Origin of the sequence: Microcella sp. (assembly GCF_025808395.1) — a bacterium.
Taxonomy (GTDB): domain Bacteria; phylum Actinomycetota; class Actinomycetes; order Actinomycetales; family Microbacteriaceae; genus Microcella.
Genome location: NZ_CP075524.1, coordinates 112,532 through 127,509 on the forward strand (window position 1 = coordinate 112,532; position 14,978 = coordinate 127,509).

Genomic DNA, 14,978 nt, shown 5'->3' on the forward strand with positions numbered 1-14,978 from the left:
CGCTGGGGTCACCACCAGAAAAGCGCTCTCGACGCGCCCCCCGCCGAGGTCTACGCTGAGCGCATGACCCGACTGCGCGCCTTTGCCGCCATTGCTCTCTCGCTTGCTCTCGTCGCCGGCACCTCGGCGTGCTCGCTCATTCCCGGCCTCGCGCCCGACGCGACTGGTGAGCCCCTCATCGACACCACGTGGTCGGGCACCGACTCCGACGGCGACGAGTGGGGCCTGCTCTTCGAGGACGACGGCACCGTCGGTCTGACCTACAACGGCAACGAGTACGACGACGCCACCGACACCTGGCGCGTGGCGAACAACACCCTGACGATCTCGATCGCCTTCAGCGAGGGCGTCGCCACGATGACCGGCCCATACTCAGACGGTGCGACCTCGGTCGACCTTGAGGGCAGTCAGGGTGCGGCAACGTGGACGCTGACGATCACGCAAGACTGAGGCACCGGCTCCGATAGGCTTGCCCGCAGCGAAGGGGAGTATCCCGCTCTCGCCGATCCCGTCATCACGGCGCGCACCGTAGCGAGCCCGGGTTCGGCGCCGCCTGAGGGCGGGGGAGAGACTTTCGAGTTTCACCGACCCTCTTCGAAAGGCCACTGTGTCGAGCTTCGTCATTCCCGTCTGGTTCGAAGTGGGCTCGCTCGTCATCTTGAGCGTGATCCTCATTCTCGACCTGCTGCTCGTCATCAAGCGGCCGCATGTGCCGAGCCCGAAAGAGTCGAGCCTGTGGGTGGCGTTCTACGTCACGCTCGCACTCATCTTCGGCGGGCTCATGTTCGTGGTCGTCGGGCCGCAGGCGGGCGGCGAGTTCATCGCCGGCTGGCTCACCGAGTACAGCCTCTCGATCGACAACCTGTTCGTGTTCGTGCTGATCATGTCGCAGTTCGCGGTGCCCAGGCGCATGCAGCAGCGGGTGCTCATGATCGGCATCATTCTGGCGCTGCTGTTCCGCGGCATCTTCATCCTGCTCGGCGCAGCGCTCATCGAGAACTTCAGCTGGATCTTCTACATCTTCGGCGCCTTCCTGCTCATCACGGCGGTGCAGCAGGCGCTGTCTGGGCGTGAAGACGATGAGGCGCGCGAGAATGCGCTCATCAGGTTCTTGCGCAAGCGCATCGCGATCGCCGACGACTTCCACGACATGAAGATGCGCGTCACGGTCGACGGTCGACGGCTGTGGACTCCGCTCATCATCGTGCTCATCGCCATCGGCACGACCGACGTGATCTTCGCGCTCGACTCGATTCCGGCGATCTTCGGCATCACGCAGAGCCCGTTCATCGTCTTCACCGCGAACGTCTTCGCACTCATGGGCCTGCGGCAGCTCTACTTCTTGCTCGGCCACCTCGTCGACAAGCTCGAATACCTCAAGTACGGCATCGCCTTCATTCTCGCGTTCATCGGCGTCAAGCTCGTCTTCCACGCCATGCACGAGAACGAGCTGCCCTTCATCAACGGCGGTCAGCCGATCGAATGGGCGCCCGACATCAGCACCTGGACGTCGCTCATCGTCATCATCGCGGCCATGCTCGTGGCCGTCGTCGCCAGCCTCGTGAAGCTGCGGTTGAGCAAGCGATACATCCCCACCGCCTTGCTGAGAGCAGAGATCGATGATGAGGTGGATGCTGTGGCCGACCAGGCAGCACGCACCCCGTCAGACAGCGCTGCGAAAGAGGGCAATTCGTGATTCCGCACCCCACCGAAGAGCAGTTTCTCGCCGGACACGTCACGCCCGACGAGAGCCGCGAGTGGCTGGAGAGCGTCGAGAGCGAGTTCGAGCACGCGTTCCAGACGCTGGGCGGCATGCGGTTGGGGGTGTCGGTGTTCGGTTCGGCGAGGGTCGCTCCCGAGCACCCGCGATACGCCCTCGGTGTCGAGGTGGGTCGCCGCATCGCCGAAGCGGGCTTCCCCGTCATCACGGGTGGCGGCCCGGGGCTCATGCAGGCCGCCAATAAGGGCGCGCACGGGCGAGACGTGCCCTCGGTCGGGCTGACCATCGAGCTGCCGCGTGAAGAGCAGGCGAACCCTTACGCGACCACAGTGGTGCCCTTCGAGCACTTCTTCGTGCGCAAGACGGTGTTCGTGCGCTACTCGTGCGCGTTCGTGACGCTGCCGGGCGGCTTCGGCACGCTCGACGAGCTGTTCGAGGCGCTGACGCTCATTCAGACCGGCAAGCTGCAGAACTTTCCCGTCATCCTCATCGGCACCGAGTTCTGGTCGGGCGTGGTCGAGTGGCTGCGCGACGCCCTGCTCGCCGACGGCAAGATCTCGCCGCGCGACCTCGACCTCATCACCGTCACCGACGATCTCGACGAGATGATCCGCATCATCGAGGCGTGCGTCGAGTGCCACACTCCGCCCAGCTCCGCGCTCTGAACGACCACTGACCGCCCGGTGCTACCCTGAACTCCATGCAGCGCGTGCGTCTTCTCCTTCGTCGCCGCGGCGAGTCCTGATCACCCAGGTCGCTCTCTCGCCGCGGAGTTCTGACGCGGCCGATTCGCACAGTTCGCTAGAAGGGTGATCTCACCGTGAATGACATTGACCGCCGCCCCCGCACCCTGGCCGAGAAGGTCTGGGATGCCCATCTCGTCGCTCAGGGCGAGAACGGCGAGCCCGACCTGCTGTACATCGACCTGCACCTCGTGCACGAGGTGACGAGCCCCCAGGCCTTCGACGGCCTGCGCATGGCGGGCCGCCCCGTGCGCCGCCCCGATCTGACGATCGCGACCGAAGACCACAACACGCCGACGCTCGCGATCGACAAGCCCATCGCCGAGCCCACGAGCCGCAAGCAGATCGAGACACTGCGCGCCAATTGCGCCGAGTTCGGCGTGCGCCTGCACTCGCTCGGCGACATCGAGCAGGGCATCGTGCACGTCGTGGGCCCGCAGCTGGGTCTCACCATGCCGGGCATCACCGTGGTGTGCGGCGATTCGCACACGAGCACGCACGGCGCGTTCGGCGCGATGGCCTTCGGCATCGGCACGAGCGAGGTCGAGCACGTGCTGGCCACGCAGACCCTGCCGCTGAAGCCGTTCAAGACCATGGCCATCACGGTCGAGGGCGAGCTCAAGCCGGGCGTCACTGCGAAAGACATCATTCTCGCCGTCATCGCGACGATTGGTACCGGCGGCGGGCAGGGCTATGTGCTCGAGTACCGTGGCTCGGCCATCCGGTCGCTGTCGATGGATGGCCGCATGACGATCTGCAACATGTCGATCGAGGCGGGCGCGCGGGCCGGCATGGTCGCCCCCGACGAAACGACCTACGCCTACCTGCAGGGCCGGCCGCACGCGCCGCAGGGCGCCGACTGGGATGCCGCCGTCGAGTACTGGAACACGCTGAAGACCGACGACGACGCCGTCTTCGACGCCGAGGTGTTTCTCGACGCCAACGAGCTCGAACCCTTCGTCACGTGGGGCACCAACCCTGGGCAGGGCATCTCACTCAGCGACTCGGTGCCCGACCCTTCGACGATCATCGACCCGAATGAGCGGGCCGCCGCAGAGCGGGCTCTCGAGTATATGGCGCTGACTCCGGGAACCCCGATGAAGCAGATACCGGTCGACGTGGTCTTCATGGGCTCGTGCACGAACAGTCGTCTCGACGACCTGCGGGCGTTCGCGTCGATCATCAAGGGCCACAAGAAGGCCGAGGGCGTCGACGTCATCGTCGTGCCCGGCTCTGCGCGCGTGCGACTCGAGGCCGAGGCAGAGGGCATCGACAAGATCGTCGAAGCATTCGGAGGCGAATGGCGCTTTGCCGGATGCTCGATGTGCCTGGGCATGAACCCCGATCAGCTCGAGCCCGGCCAGCGCTGCGCCTCGACGAGCAACCGCAACTTCGAGGGTCGGCAGGGCAAGGGCGGGCGCACCCACCTCGTGTCGCCGCTCGTGGCGGCGTCGACCGCGATTCGCGGCACGCTGTCGAGCGTGAGCGACCTACTGGCCGACGGCATCGACGTCGACGACAGATTCGTCTCGATCGAAGGGGCGGCGGTGTAGTCATGGAGAAGGTCAGCACCATCACCGGAGTCGCCGTGCCGTTTCGGCGCAGCAATGTCGACACCGACCAGATCATTCCCGCCGTGTTCCTCAAGCGAGTGACGAAGACCGGCTACGACGACGCGCTGTTCTCGGCGTGGCGCCAAGACCCCGAGTTCATTCTCAATCGCCCCGAGTACGCCCACCCGCGCATTCTCATCGCAGGCCCCGACTTCGGCACCGGGTCGAGTCGTGAGCACGCCGTGTGGGCCTTGCGCGACTTCGGGTTTCGCGCGGTGATCAGCCCCAAGTTCGCCGACATCTTCCGAGGCAATTCGGGCAAGCAGGGGCTGCTGACGGGCGTCGTCGACGAACCGACCGTCGAGCGGCTGTGGGCCGAGCTCGAAGCGCACCCCGGCATGGAGGCCACGGTCGACCTCGAGGCCCGCACGGTCACCGTCGGGAATATCACCGTCGCTTTCGAGATTGACGACTACACGCGATGGCGCTTGCTCGAGGGGCTCGACGACATCGGCCTCACCCTGCGCGACGAGCAGGCGATCACCGACTTCGAGGCTCGCCGCGAAAGCTGGCGGCCGACGACCCTTCCCGCCCGCTGAGGGCCGACCACCACCACCTGAGGTCACATGAACTCGCTCTCGAAAGACTCGCAGAAGGCCGCCGCGCGCGTCGGTCTCACCTCTGACACGATCGTCATCCACGGCGGCAAGCCGCTGCGGGGCCGCATCGAGGTGCGCGGGGCGAAGAACCTGGTCACCAAGGCTATGGTCGCCGCGCTGCTCGCCGATACTCCCAGCGTGCTGCGCGGGGTTCCCGAGATCAGCGATGTGCACGTCGTGAGCGGGCTGCTGAAGGCGCACGGGGTCGAGATCACCAGCACGGCGCCCGGCGAGCTCACGCTCGACACGAGCAACGTGGTCGGCGCGCACTTCGCCGAGATCGACGCGCACGCCGGCTCGAGCCGCATTCCGATTCTGTTCTGCGGCCCTCTCCTGCACCAGCTCGGCGAGGCGTTCATTCCCGACCTCGGGGGCTGCCGCATCGGCGATCGCCCGATCGACTTTCACCTCAACGCGCTGCGCGCCTTCGGCGCGGTCGTCGAGAAGTCGCACCAGGGCATTCACCTCACCGCTCCGCAGAAGCTCGTCGGCGCCCACATCGAGCTGCCGTTCCCGAGCGTCGGCGCCACCGAGCAAGTGCTGCTCACCGCCGTGCGCGCCGAAGGCACGACCGAGCTCAAGAACGCTGCGATCGAGCCCGAGATCATGGATCTCATCGCGATTCTGCAGAAGATGGGTGCCATCATCTCGGTCGAACCCAATCGGGTCATCGTCATCGAGGGCGTCGAGACCCTCAGGGGCTACCGGCACACCGCCATCGGCGACCGCAACGAGGCCGCGAGCTGGGCCGCTGCCGCGCTCGCCACGAAGGGCGACATCACCGTCGGCGGGGCGAAGCAGCAAGAGCTCATGACCTTCTTGAACGTCTACCGCAAGGTCGGCGGCGAGTTCGAAGTGCTCGACGACGGCATTCGCTTCTGGCACCCCGGCTCGCCCCTCAAGCCCGTCATGATCGAGACCGATGTGCACCCCGGCTTCATGACCGACTGGCAGCAGCCCCTCATCGTCGCACTCACGCAGGCCGAGGGCGAGTCGATCGTGCACGAGACCGTCTACGAGAACCGCTTCGGCTTCACCGAGGCGCTCAACGAGATGGGTGCCAACATCGTCGTGCACCAAGCCGGCATCGCGTCGATCACCCGTCGGGTGCCGCGCCGCCCGCTCGAGCAGGCCGCCGTCATCACCGGGCCGACCGCGCTGCACGGCGCATCCGTTCGCGTTCCCGACCTGCGGGGCGGCTTCAGCCACCTCATCGCCGGTCTCGCCGCGACGGGCACGTCGACGATCAGCAACGTCGGCATCATCAGCCGCGGGTATGAGCTGTTCATCGACAAGCTGCGCGCACTCGGGGCCGACTTCGAACTCGTCTGAGGCGCGCCACGCACTACCCTTGAGCCGTGCCTGACACCGCGAAGAAGCCGAAGCGCCGGCGAGAGAAGACCCTGCTCTGGCATGCCATCGCCGCACTGTGCCTGCCGCTCTTGACGGTCATGGCGCGGTTTCCGGTGATCGACGGCGAGAAGCTGCCCAAGACGGGTGCCTTCATTCTCGCGCCCAACCACTACAGCGAGATCGACCCCGTCATCATGGGTCGCTTCATGTGGAAGCTCGGTCGGGTGCCGCGATTTCTCGCCAAAGCGTCGGTGTTCAAGGTTCCTGTGCTGGGCGCCGTGCTGCGCTGGTCGGGGCAGATTCCGGTCGAGCGTGAAGGGCGCGGGCGGTCGGATGCCCCGCTCAAGGCGGCGCAGCAGCTCGTCGAGCGCGAACTCGCCGTCATCATCTACCCCGAAGGCAGCCTGACGCGCGACCCCGACCTGTGGCCGATGCGCGGCAAGAGCGGCGCGGTGCGCATGGCGCTCACGGCCGGGGTGCCCATCATTCCCGCAGCCCACTGGGGCACGCAGCAGATCATGGCTCGCTACTCGAAGAAGATCAGCTTCTTTCCGCGCAAGACCATCTACTGCAAGATCGGCGACCCTGTCGATCTGAGCGACCTCGTCGGCCGGCCACTCGACCAGGCGACGCTCAACGAGGGCACCGAGCGGGTGATGGCCGCGATCGCCGCGCTGCTCGGCGACTTGCGCGAAGAAACCCCTCCGGCCGAGCGGTGGGACCCACTGAAGCACGGCCAGAGCGAGACGGGCAAGCTGTGAGCGGGGGACGGCAGGCGCAGGGGCACGACGCGACCCAGACCGAGCATCCGCCCCTCACCGAGGCGATCTCGCTGCCGTCACCGGTCGTCGCGAACGGTGCGCTGCGCATCGCCGTGCTCGGCGCCGGATCGTGGGGCACCACGTTCGCCAAGGTGCTCGCCGATGGGGGAGCCGACGTGCTCATCTGGTCGCGCCGCCGCGAGGTCGCGCATGAGATCACCGAGACCCACCGCAACTCGGGGTACCTGCCCGGCATCAACCTACCGCGCAACCTGCGGGGGCACGACTCGCTCGAGACCGTGCTGGCCGGCGCCGACCAGGTGTACCTCTCGGTTCCGAGTCAGAGCCTGCGCAGCAACCTGCACTCGATTCGCGACATCGTGCCAGTCGAGGTGCCCATCGTCTCGCTCATGAAGGGCGTCGAGCGGGGCACCGGCCTGCGCATGAGCGAAGTCATCGAGACCGAGCTCGGGGTCGACCGCGAACGCATCGCGGCCGTGAGCGGCCCCAACCTGGCGCTCGAGATCGCGCGGCGCGAGCCGACCGCGGCGGTCGTGGCAAGCATCCACCGCCCCACAGCGGTCGCCGTCGCGCAAGCCGCCACCAACGACTACTTCAGAACCTTCGTCAACACCGACGTCATCGGCACCGAGTTCGGCGGTGTGCTCAAGAACCTCATCGCGGTCGCGGTCGGCATCGCCGACGGCGTCGGGTATGGCGAGAACACGAAGGCCTCGATCATCACGCGGGGGCTCGTCGAGCTCACCGACTTCGCGGTCGCGTTCGGCGCTCGACCCGAGACGATGGTCGGGCTCGCGGGGCTCGGCGACCTCATCGCGACGTGCGAGTCGCCGCTGTCGCGCAACAACGCGGCCGGGCGCCTGCTCGGGCAGGGCTACGGATTCGAGCAGGTGATCGCGCAGATGAACCAGACCGCTGAGGGGCTCGCCTCGGTCGGCCCCATTCTCGAGCTCGCGACGTCGAAGGGTGTGGCGATGCCGATCGTGGCGCAAGTGGCGCGCGTGCTCGAAGGCACTCTCGACCCGCGCGAGCTCGCGCCGCACCTCGCCACCGACAGTGACGAGCCTCAGGCCGAGTGATCGGCGCCGCGAGCCTCAGGCTGAGTGATCGGTGCCGCGAGCCTCAGGCTGAGTGGGCGCGCCGATAGGCTTGCCGGGTGATCACGTCGTTGGCCGGGGGCCGTGTTCTGGCCGAGAAGCACGGGGCGACGCCGCCTCGCGTGGTGGCCCTGCACGGCTGGGGTCGCGACGGCACCGACTTCGCAACGGTGCTCAGCGGCCTCGACGCGGTGAGCATCCACTTGCCGGGCTTCGGCCCTGCGCCCGCGCCCGAAGAGGTGTGGGGCAGCGAAGACTACGCCGAGCTCGTCGCCGAGGCCGTGGCCGCCTTTGCTCCCGTCGTCATCGTGGCGCACTCGTTCGGAGGTCGCGTGGCCGTGCGCCTCGCGGCCCGACGGCCCGAGCTCGTGCGCGGACTGGTGCTCACGGGGGTTCCGCTCGTGCGCCTCGCGCCGCCGACCCGCCCGCCGCTCAGCTTTCGCCTCGCGCGCTGGGCGAATGCTCGCCGACTGCTGAGCGACCGACGAATGGATGCCCTGCGCGACCAGCGCGGATCAGCCGACTATCGCGCGGCCCACGGCGTCATGCGCGGCATCATGGTGCGCGCTGTCAACGAGCACTACGACGACGAGCTCGCGGCGCTCGCCGGCCAGACGATTCCGACGCGCTTCGTCTGGGGAGGCGACGACACCGCGGCCCCCACCGACGCCGGTCGGGTGGCTGCCGAGCGCGCGGGCGCACCGTTTCGCACGGTCGAGGGCTGCGCGCACCTGCTCACCGGCGATCTCGAGCTCGCCGTGCGCGAAGAACTGCTGGCCGTGCTGGCCGAGACTGAGGAGCCTGCGTGATCGAGCTGCTGCTCTACCCCCCGACGCTGGTGTCGCTGGTCGTCGCCCTCGTGGCCGCGGTGCCGATCGCAGCCCGCTGGCTGAGGGTCGCCCAGCGTGAGCACTACGTGCCTGGCTCCGTCTCGCGCATGGCCTGGCTGTGGGTGATGCGCGAGCCGTTCACGGCGGTGATTCTCGTGCTCGTGATCGGGGCTACCTACGCTGCGGTACTGAGTGGTGTGCCGCCCCTGGGCCCCTACTGGTCGCTCGTGTCGCTTCTGCTGCTGGCGCTCGTGCCGCTCGGGCTGCCGGTGCGCGGGCGCTCTGCGAAGTTCGCCATCACCGCTCGCGTCAAGCGCCTCATGGTGTGCTGGATCTCTCTGCACGTGGGTGTGACGGTCGTGCTCGTGTGGGTGCTGGGCTATGGAGCAGCCGCCGCACCCGCCCTCGTTCTGCTGCTGAGCGCGCCGCTCACCGACCTCGCGCTCGCGATCATGGCGCCCATCGAGAAGGCAGCGTCGCAGCGCTTCGTCACGCAGGCTCAGAAGCGGCTGCAGCAGACGGGCGCTCGCGTGGTCGCGATCACGGGCTCGTACGGCAAGACGAGCACGAAGAACTACGTGGCGCACCTCTTGAGCGCCTCGTTCACGACGGTGGCGAGCCCGGCATCATTCAACAATCGACTGGGTCTCGCACGCGCGGTCAACGACAAGCTCGTGCCCGGCACCGAGATGTTCGTCGCCGAGATGGGCATGGCCGCGCCCGGTCAGATCGCGCAACTGTGCCGACAGTTTCCGCCGTCGATCGCCGCGATCACGGTCATCGGCGAGGGGCACTTGCAGCGCATGCGCACGACTGAGGCGATTCTGCGCGAGAAGTCGTCGATCACCGAGCACGCGCCGATCGTGGTGCTGCCGATCGACGACCCGCGGCTGGCCGAGCTGGCCGACCGCTGCCGTGCCGCGGGCAAGACCGTCGTCACGACGACGTGCCAGGCGGGCGTCGACGCCGACGTCGCGCTGACGCCGCCGGCCGACGGGGCGCCGGATGCTGAGCCGTGGTTGATCCGCCTGGGCACGGGTGCTGAACCCGTGCCGGTGAGCATCGGCAGCACGGGTCATGCGGTGAACGTGGCCGTCGCCGCCGGTATCGCCGTGGCGGCCGGGGTGCCCGCGGCGGCGATCGCGGCGCGCCTCGGCGACCTGCCCGGCTCGCAGCACCGCGCAGAGGTGCAGCAGGCTCCGACCGGTGCGCTCGTGATCGACGACACCTACAACGCGAACCCCGTCGGTTCGCTGCGCGCCCTCGAGGGCGCGGCATCCCTCGCTGCTGAGCGTGGCGGCACGCTCGTGGTGGTCACGCCCGGCATGGTCGAGCTGGGCCCGGTGCAGGCCGAGCGCAACAGGGCGTTCGGTGCCGCGATCGGCGCGGCGGACGGCCTGCTCTTCGCGGTGGCGCGCACGAACCGCGCGGCTCTGCTCGCGGGCTATGCGAGCACGGCGACGAGCGAGGCTCCGGGGGCGATGGCGGTGACGACGCGCGAGCAGGCGGTGCGGCGGGCGGTCGAGGCGGCGGGCGACCGGGGCGTTATCCTCTACGAGAACGATCTGCCCGACCACTACCCCTGATCGGCCGCCCGGGCAGGGGTGCGACTGCCGCGGCGAACGATCACGTGAGGTGTGAACATGGCTGGTACTGCCCCTTGGGCCGTCGTCTTCGGCGGCCCGAGCCCCGAGCATGAGATCTCGATTCTCACGGGGCTGCAGGCCGAGCGCGTGCTGACCGCGGCGGGCCACAGCGTCGTGCCGATCTACTGGTCGCCGACGGGCGAGTGGTTCCGCGTGCCCGACGCGACCGAGGCGAAAGACTATCTCGAGGGCGCGCCGCAGGGTTCGACCCCGCTTGAGGCCCGCATCTCGGGCGAGCCGGGGCTGTATCGCCGCAAGAAGCTCGGCTCTGAGCGCCTCAACGTCGAGGCGGCGCTGCTGTGCTTGCACGGTGGGGTAGGCGAGGGCGGCGGGGCGGCCGCGCTGTTCTCGCTGCTGGGCATTGCTGCCACGGGCTCCACTCTCTTCGCGGGAGCAGTCGGCATGGACAAGCTCGCGTTCGGCGGCCTCATGACGGCGGCGGGCATCCCTTCGCTTCCTCGTGAGGCTGTGTCGACGCTCGTCGAGCCGAGCTTCGCGGGCCCGTACATCGTCAAGCCGCGCTTCGGTGGCTCGTCGATCGGCATCGAGATCGCTGACGACGTGGATGCTGCGCGCGCGCTCGCCGCCACGAGCGTTCACCTGCGCACCGGCGCTGTCGTCGAGCCGTACCGCCCCGAACTCGTCGACCTCAACATCGCCTTCCGCACGTATCCGTCGCTCGAGATCACGCAGCTCGAGAAGCCCTTGCGCGGCGAGGCGGGCAGCGCGCTCTACTCGTACGCCGAGAAATACCTCGCCGGCGGCGCAGGAGCCGAGGCGGGCTTCATGAGCGCCCCGCGCGAGTTTCCGGCCGACGTGCCCGAGGCCGTGCACGCGCGTGCTCGCGAGCTCGCCGAGCGCGTGGCCGAGGTCACGCGGCTCACGAGCATCGTGCGCGTCGACCTGCTGCTCGACGAGTCGACGGGCGAGCTCTTCGTCAACGAGGTCAACTCGATTCCGGGCGCCCTCTCGCTCTACCTGTGGGCACCTCAGCAGCCGGCAGCCACTGTGCTGCTCGACGCCCTCACCGAGGCCCGCGACCGCCGAGTGGTGTTCGCGCAGGCCGGCTTCGGCGGAGGGGCCGCGCTGCGTGCCGCGGGCGGCATCGCCGGCAAGCTCGTCGGGCTCGACGGCCCCCGCGCCTAGATCTGCCTAGGGCGTCGGCTCGGGCGAGGGCGTCGGCGTCGGGCTCACGGTGCCGCCGCCGAAGACGTCGGTGGCCGCGAGGCACCGGGCATCAGCATCCACCGCCGAGACGGGGCCGCTGAGAGCGCGCACGGCGTCAGATCCCGCGATGAAGGTGATGTCGACGATGACCTCGGTCACCGGAGTGCGCCCGTAGGTCGTGAAGACGTAGCGCGGGGCGTTCGACTCGTCGAGCAGCCAGTCGACCCCGTCGACGTCGAAGCAGGGCAGGTCGCTGGGCGGTTGGGGCGGCAGCCCGCAGCGGTAGATGACGGCGGCAGGGTTGCCCCACGCGGCGGTCGCCTGAGCGTTGGTGGTGCGCCGCTCGAGGCCGCCGATGGTGTCGGGCACGCGCACCGAGATCGCCGCGCACTCGGGGTTGTTCGAGTCTGGCCCTGGGTCGAGCGGCACTGTTCCCGCGCAGCCGGCGAGGGCGAGCGCGGCGACGAACGCCATGACGGATGCCCGGCGGGCGCGAGCGGGCAGGGTGCGTGTCGACATCGACACCACGCTATCGCGGCGCGGGTGGGCGCACGCTGCAGGTGGCTCAGCCGCCCCCGATGATGACGCCGACGACGAAGCCGAGACTCAGCAGCAGCACGACCGCGATGACGCTCACGACGGCCAGCGCGAGGGTGACGCCGATGATGAGGCCGACCCGTCCGCCCGAGGTCATGCGCCCCAGCGGGCGCAGCAGCATGCGCCAGATCAGCAGATTGAGCGCGATGACGAACAGCACGGGGCTGCCGAAGACCATGACCCACGTGATGGCTTCTTCGACGCCCGCGAGGTCGTTGTTGGCGGTGCCGAGCCCCAGTGAGATCAAGATGATGAGGCCGATGAGCAGCAGCACTGAGAGGCCGCCGGTGATGAGCACGGCGAGCAGCAGAATTCTCTTGCCCTGGGCGACCCACGCCGGTGAGTCAGGCTGCGGCGCGGGCGGGTTCGGCGAGGCGGCGGGGACCGGCGGCTCAGCGGGGTTCGGCGGCTCAGTGGGATTCGGCGGCTCAGTGGGGTTCGCCGGCCCGTAGGGAGATTCTGCCGATGCTTCGCTCATGAGCAGACAGTACTGCGGCTGCGCGGTCGGGGGCTAGCGTTGAGTCGTGAGCCGCGACCAGCACCCCGACGCCACCCTCGGTGAGGTGGGTGAGCTTGCGGCGCTAGCGCGCATCATTCCTCTGCTGCCGTCGAGCGATGCCACCGTGCTCGGCCCCGGCGACGATGCCGCTGTTCTCGCGGCCCCCGATGGTCGCTACGTCGTCACGACCGACATGATGATTCACGGCCCCGACTTTCGCACCGCATGGTCGACCATGCACGACCTCGGGTTCAAGGCCGCGGCCACGAACCTCAGCGACGTCGCGGCGATGGGCGCGCGGCCCACGGCGCTCGTCGTGGCGCTCGCGGCCCCCGCCGATACCCCGGTCTCACAGCTCGAGGCGCTCGCCGAGGGGCTGCGCGACGCGTGCGAGGCGCTCGCGCCCGGCTGCGGAGTCGTCGGGGGCGACCTGAGCGTGTCGAGCGTGCTGACCATCGCCGTGACGGCCTTCGGTGACCTTGACGATCGTGAGCCCGTGACACGCTCTGGCGCGCGGCCGGGCGACTGGGTCGCGGTCTCCGGCCCGTTGGGGTTGGCGGCCGAAGGGCTGCGTCTGCTGTTCGAGCGTGGGGTCGATGCGACGGGGGCTCCGGATGCTGATGCCGCGGCTCGGCTGCGTGCCGAGCATCCGGTGCCGATCGTCGCCCAACTCACCCCCCACCCGCCGATCGCCGACGGGGTCGCAGCCGCCCTCGGCGCGGCCTCGTCGATGCTCGACCTCAGCGACGGTCTCGCCCTCGACGCGCGCCGCATCGCCCGCGCGAGCGGCGTCTCGCTCGACTTCTCGAGTGCGCGGGTGCGCGAGGTCGCGCTCGCCCATGGGCTCGACCCCGCCGCGCCGGCGTCGCTCGCGCTCACCGGGGGAGAAGACCACTCGTTACTGGCGACCTTCCCACCCGATGTGGCACCGCCGCTGGATGCTCTTCCCGGCGGCTTCCGCGTCATCGGCCGGGTCGTCGCGGCTGACCGTCACGGGCCGGCGCTACTCGTCGATGGCCGCGTCTTCGACGAGCGCGGCGGCTGGGACCCGTTCGCGGAATGGAGCGGGCAGGGTGGGTGACCCCCTGATGTACATCGAGGGTTCCAAGATGTACAATGAGAACGTGAATCCCCTCAGCGTCGCCGACGCCCGCAAGCAGTTCTCTGAGGTCATCGATCGCTCGCAGACCGAGGCGGTGTTCATCGAGCGCCGCGGACAGCGCGCAGCGGTCGTCATCAGCCCCGAGCAGTACGAGCGCATGCTCGACGCCCTCGAAGAGGCCGACGACGCGGCCGCGTTCGACGCGGCGATGGACGAGGAGGGGCCGAGCGTCCCCTGGGCGCAGGTGAAGGCCGACCTGGGCTGGACGTGAGCTACCGCATCGAGTTGCGACCGGCCGCGATTCGAGCCCTGAAGAAGATTGAACACCGCGATCGCGAGCGCATCCGCGGGGTGATCGCCCTGCTTGGTGACGACCCTCGGCCGCCCGCGGCTAAGCCCTTGCGGGGACGTCCCGCCTGGCGCGTGCGCGTCGGCGACTATCGCATCATCTACACGATCGATGACGGCGTGCTGCTGGTTGTCGTCGTGACGCTCGGGCACCGCCGCGATGTGTACGAGCGCTGAGCAGCCACATCCTTAATCAGTGGTTTCCGGGTTCAGCCAATAGATCGCCGTCTCGCCGTAGCGCGACACCTTGTCGAGCTCGAGCCCGGCAGGCCAGGCCGGAGCCGGGGTGCGCGTCGAGCGCTCGAGCGCGACCACAGCATCCGGAGCCAATCGCGGCACGAGCCCTTCGAGCACATGGTCGAGCTCGAGCCCGCCCACCTCGTAGGGAGGGTCGATGAAGACGAGGTCGAACTCGTCGAGCGCCGACGAGAGGTATGAGGTCGCGGGTTTGCCGATGATGCGGATGCTCGGCCTCTCGCCGTGCCCCGCTCGACCACTGACGAGCGCAGCATTGGCCTTGCACACCTGCACCGCGGCGTACGACTTCTCGACGAGCACGGCCGAGGCGGCGCCGCGACTGATGGCTTCGAGCGCGAGGGCTCCCGAGCCGGCATAGAGGTCGAGCACGCGCGCCCCGGCGATCGCGTCGCGGGCTTCGAGCGCGCTGAAGAGCGCCTCGCGCACGCGGTCGCTCGTGGGCCGGGTGCCGGCGCTGGGCACCTTGAGCGTCAGCGAGCCTGCGAACCCGGAGATGATGCGTGTCACGGCCTCCACGCTACTCGGCGCGAGCATCCCGAACCTCGCGCGTGGCCGCCCGACCGCAATGCCGCGCCGCTCACTGCGGCCCATCGCACCCTCTATCGGTCACTTGTTGTCGAGTGC

17 protein-coding genes are annotated in these 14,978 nt (G+C 68.9%); 14 read left to right on the forward strand and 3 right to left on the reverse strand.

What is annotated here, in order from left to right:
* Nucleotides 1–63: 63 nt before the first annotated feature.
* The 11 genes from KIT89_RS00575 to KIT89_RS00625 all read left to right on the forward strand — a co-directional run bounded on the left by KIT89_RS00575 (nucleotide 64) and on the right by KIT89_RS00625 (nucleotide 11,529).
* Nucleotides 64–450, forward strand: coding sequence for a hypothetical protein (locus KIT89_RS00575; protein ID WP_297602515.1), 387 nt, complete (start codon nucleotides 64–66; stop codon nucleotides 448–450).
* A 157-nt stretch (nucleotides 451–607) separates the two neighbouring features.
* A complete protein-coding gene (locus KIT89_RS00580) occupies nucleotides 608–1,696 on the forward strand; it encodes a TerC family protein (protein WP_297602516.1) in 1,089 nt (362 codons plus the stop codon).
* Complete coding sequence (locus KIT89_RS00585; RefSeq protein ID WP_297602517.1) at nucleotides 1,693–2,385, forward strand: TIGR00730 family Rossman fold protein; 693 nt, start codon at nucleotides 1,693–1,695, stop codon at nucleotides 2,383–2,385. The genes KIT89_RS00580 and KIT89_RS00585 overlap by 4 nt, the downstream gene beginning before the upstream one ends.
* Nucleotides 2,386–2,540: 155 nt before the next feature.
* Nucleotides 2,541–4,016 (forward strand): 3-isopropylmalate dehydratase large subunit, encoded by a 1,476-nt coding sequence (leuC, locus tag KIT89_RS00590; protein WP_297602518.1) that lies wholly within the window; start codon nucleotides 2,541–2,543, stop codon nucleotides 4,014–4,016.
* Nucleotides 4,017–4,018: 2 nt separating this feature from the next.
* Nucleotides 4,019–4,615 carry a 3-isopropylmalate dehydratase small subunit gene (leuD, locus tag KIT89_RS00595; RefSeq protein ID WP_297602519.1) on the forward strand — a complete coding sequence of 199 codons (597 nt, stop codon included), beginning with the start codon at nucleotides 4,019–4,021 and terminating at the stop codon, nucleotides 4,613–4,615.
* A gap of 27 nt (nucleotides 4,616–4,642) precedes the next feature.
* Entirely contained in the window at nucleotides 4,643–6,007 is a 1,365-nt protein-coding gene (murA, locus tag KIT89_RS00600) for a UDP-N-acetylglucosamine 1-carboxyvinyltransferase (protein WP_297602520.1), read from the forward strand.
* 26 nt (nucleotides 6,008–6,033) lie between these two features.
* A complete protein-coding gene (locus tag KIT89_RS00605; protein WP_297602521.1) occupies nucleotides 6,034–6,789 on the forward strand; it encodes a 1-acyl-sn-glycerol-3-phosphate acyltransferase in 756 nt (251 codons plus the stop codon).
* Between the two features lie 71 nt (nucleotides 6,790–6,860).
* Nucleotides 6,861–7,889: an NAD(P)H-dependent glycerol-3-phosphate dehydrogenase gene (locus KIT89_RS00610; RefSeq protein WP_297603863.1), complete on the forward strand. Its 1,029-nt coding sequence runs from the start codon at nucleotides 6,861–6,863 to the stop codon at nucleotides 7,887–7,889.
* 77 nt (nucleotides 7,890–7,966) lie between these two features.
* Nucleotides 7,967–8,716, forward strand: coding sequence for an alpha/beta fold hydrolase (locus tag KIT89_RS00615; protein WP_297602522.1), 750 nt, complete (start codon nucleotides 7,967–7,969; stop codon nucleotides 8,714–8,716).
* Nucleotides 8,713–10,323 (forward strand): Mur ligase family protein, encoded by a 1,611-nt coding sequence (locus KIT89_RS00620; protein ID WP_297602523.1) that lies wholly within the window; start codon nucleotides 8,713–8,715, stop codon nucleotides 10,321–10,323. Before KIT89_RS00615 ends, KIT89_RS00620 begins: the two co-directional genes overlap by 4 nt.
* 57 nt (nucleotides 10,324–10,380) lie before the next feature.
* Nucleotides 10,381–11,529 carry a hypothetical protein gene (locus KIT89_RS00625; protein WP_297602524.1) on the forward strand — a complete coding sequence of 383 codons (1,149 nt, stop codon included), beginning with the start codon at nucleotides 10,381–10,383 and terminating at the stop codon, nucleotides 11,527–11,529.
* Nucleotides 11,530–11,535: 6 nt separating this feature from the next.
* Here the strand turns inward: KIT89_RS00625 and KIT89_RS00630 are convergent, their stop codons facing one another.
* Both KIT89_RS00630 and KIT89_RS00635 read right to left on the reverse strand, forming a co-directional pair.
* Nucleotides 11,536–12,069: a DUF3515 family protein gene (locus tag KIT89_RS00630; RefSeq protein WP_297602525.1), complete on the reverse strand. Its 534-nt coding sequence runs from the start codon at nucleotides 12,067–12,069 to the stop codon at nucleotides 11,536–11,538.
* Between the two features lie 46 nt (nucleotides 12,070–12,115).
* Nucleotides 12,116–12,625 (reverse strand): hypothetical protein, encoded by a 510-nt coding sequence (locus tag KIT89_RS00635; protein ID WP_297602526.1) that lies wholly within the window; start codon nucleotides 12,623–12,625, stop codon nucleotides 12,116–12,118.
* Nucleotides 12,626–12,671: 46 nt separating this feature from the next.
* On the opposite strand from KIT89_RS00635, the gene thiL reads away from it, so the two are divergent.
* Genes thiL through KIT89_RS00650 form a run of 3 tightly spaced genes read left to right on the forward strand, consistent with a single transcriptional unit; the run spans nucleotide 12,672 to nucleotide 14,273 of the window.
* On the forward strand, nucleotides 12,672–13,727 hold the full coding sequence (gene thiL, locus KIT89_RS00640) for a thiamine-phosphate kinase (RefSeq protein WP_297602527.1): 1,056 nt from the start codon (nucleotides 12,672–12,674) through the stop codon (nucleotides 13,725–13,727).
* Between the two features lie 43 nt (nucleotides 13,728–13,770).
* Nucleotides 13,771–14,019 carry a type II toxin-antitoxin system Phd/YefM family antitoxin gene (locus KIT89_RS00645; RefSeq protein ID WP_297602528.1) on the forward strand — a complete coding sequence of 83 codons (249 nt, stop codon included), beginning with the start codon at nucleotides 13,771–13,773 and terminating at the stop codon, nucleotides 14,017–14,019.
* On the forward strand, nucleotides 14,016–14,273 hold the full coding sequence (locus KIT89_RS00650; protein WP_297602530.1) for a type II toxin-antitoxin system RelE/ParE family toxin: 258 nt from the start codon (nucleotides 14,016–14,018) through the stop codon (nucleotides 14,271–14,273). The genes KIT89_RS00645 and KIT89_RS00650 overlap by 4 nt, the downstream gene beginning before the upstream one ends.
* Nucleotides 14,274–14,285: 12 nt before the next feature.
* Here KIT89_RS00650 and rsmD read toward each other — a convergent pair whose 3' ends face one another.
* On the reverse strand, nucleotides 14,286–14,861 hold the full coding sequence (rsmD, locus tag KIT89_RS00655) for a 16S rRNA (guanine(966)-N(2))-methyltransferase RsmD (protein WP_297602531.1): 576 nt from the start codon (nucleotides 14,859–14,861) through the stop codon (nucleotides 14,286–14,288).
* Between the last annotated feature and the right edge of the window lie 117 nt (nucleotides 14,862–14,978).

What these genes read in the sequence shown, in the direction of transcription:
- KIT89_RS00575 (WP_297602515.1), top strand. Translation starts at nt 64, where the DNA reads ATGACCCGACTGCGCGCCTTTGCCGCCATTGCTCTCTCGCTTGCTCTC.
- leuD (WP_297602519.1), top strand. Translation starts at nt 4,019, where the DNA reads ATGGAGAAGGTCAGCACCATCACCGGAGTCGCCGTGCCGTTTCGGCGC.
- murA (WP_297602520.1), top strand. Translation starts at nt 4,643, where the DNA reads ATGAACTCGCTCTCGAAAGACTCGCAGAAGGCCGCCGCGCGCGTCGGT.
- KIT89_RS00625 (WP_297602524.1), top strand. Translation starts at nt 10,381, where the DNA reads ATGGCTGGTACTGCCCCTTGGGCCGTCGTCTTCGGCGGCCCGAGCCCC.
- KIT89_RS00630 (WP_297602525.1), bottom strand. Translation starts at nt 12,069, where the DNA reads ATGTCGACACGCACCCTGCCCGCTCGCGCCCGCCGGGCATCCGTCATG.
- KIT89_RS00635 (WP_297602526.1), bottom strand. Translation starts at nt 12,625, where the DNA reads ATGAGCGAAGCATCGGCAGAATCTCCCTACGGGCCGGCGAACCCCACT.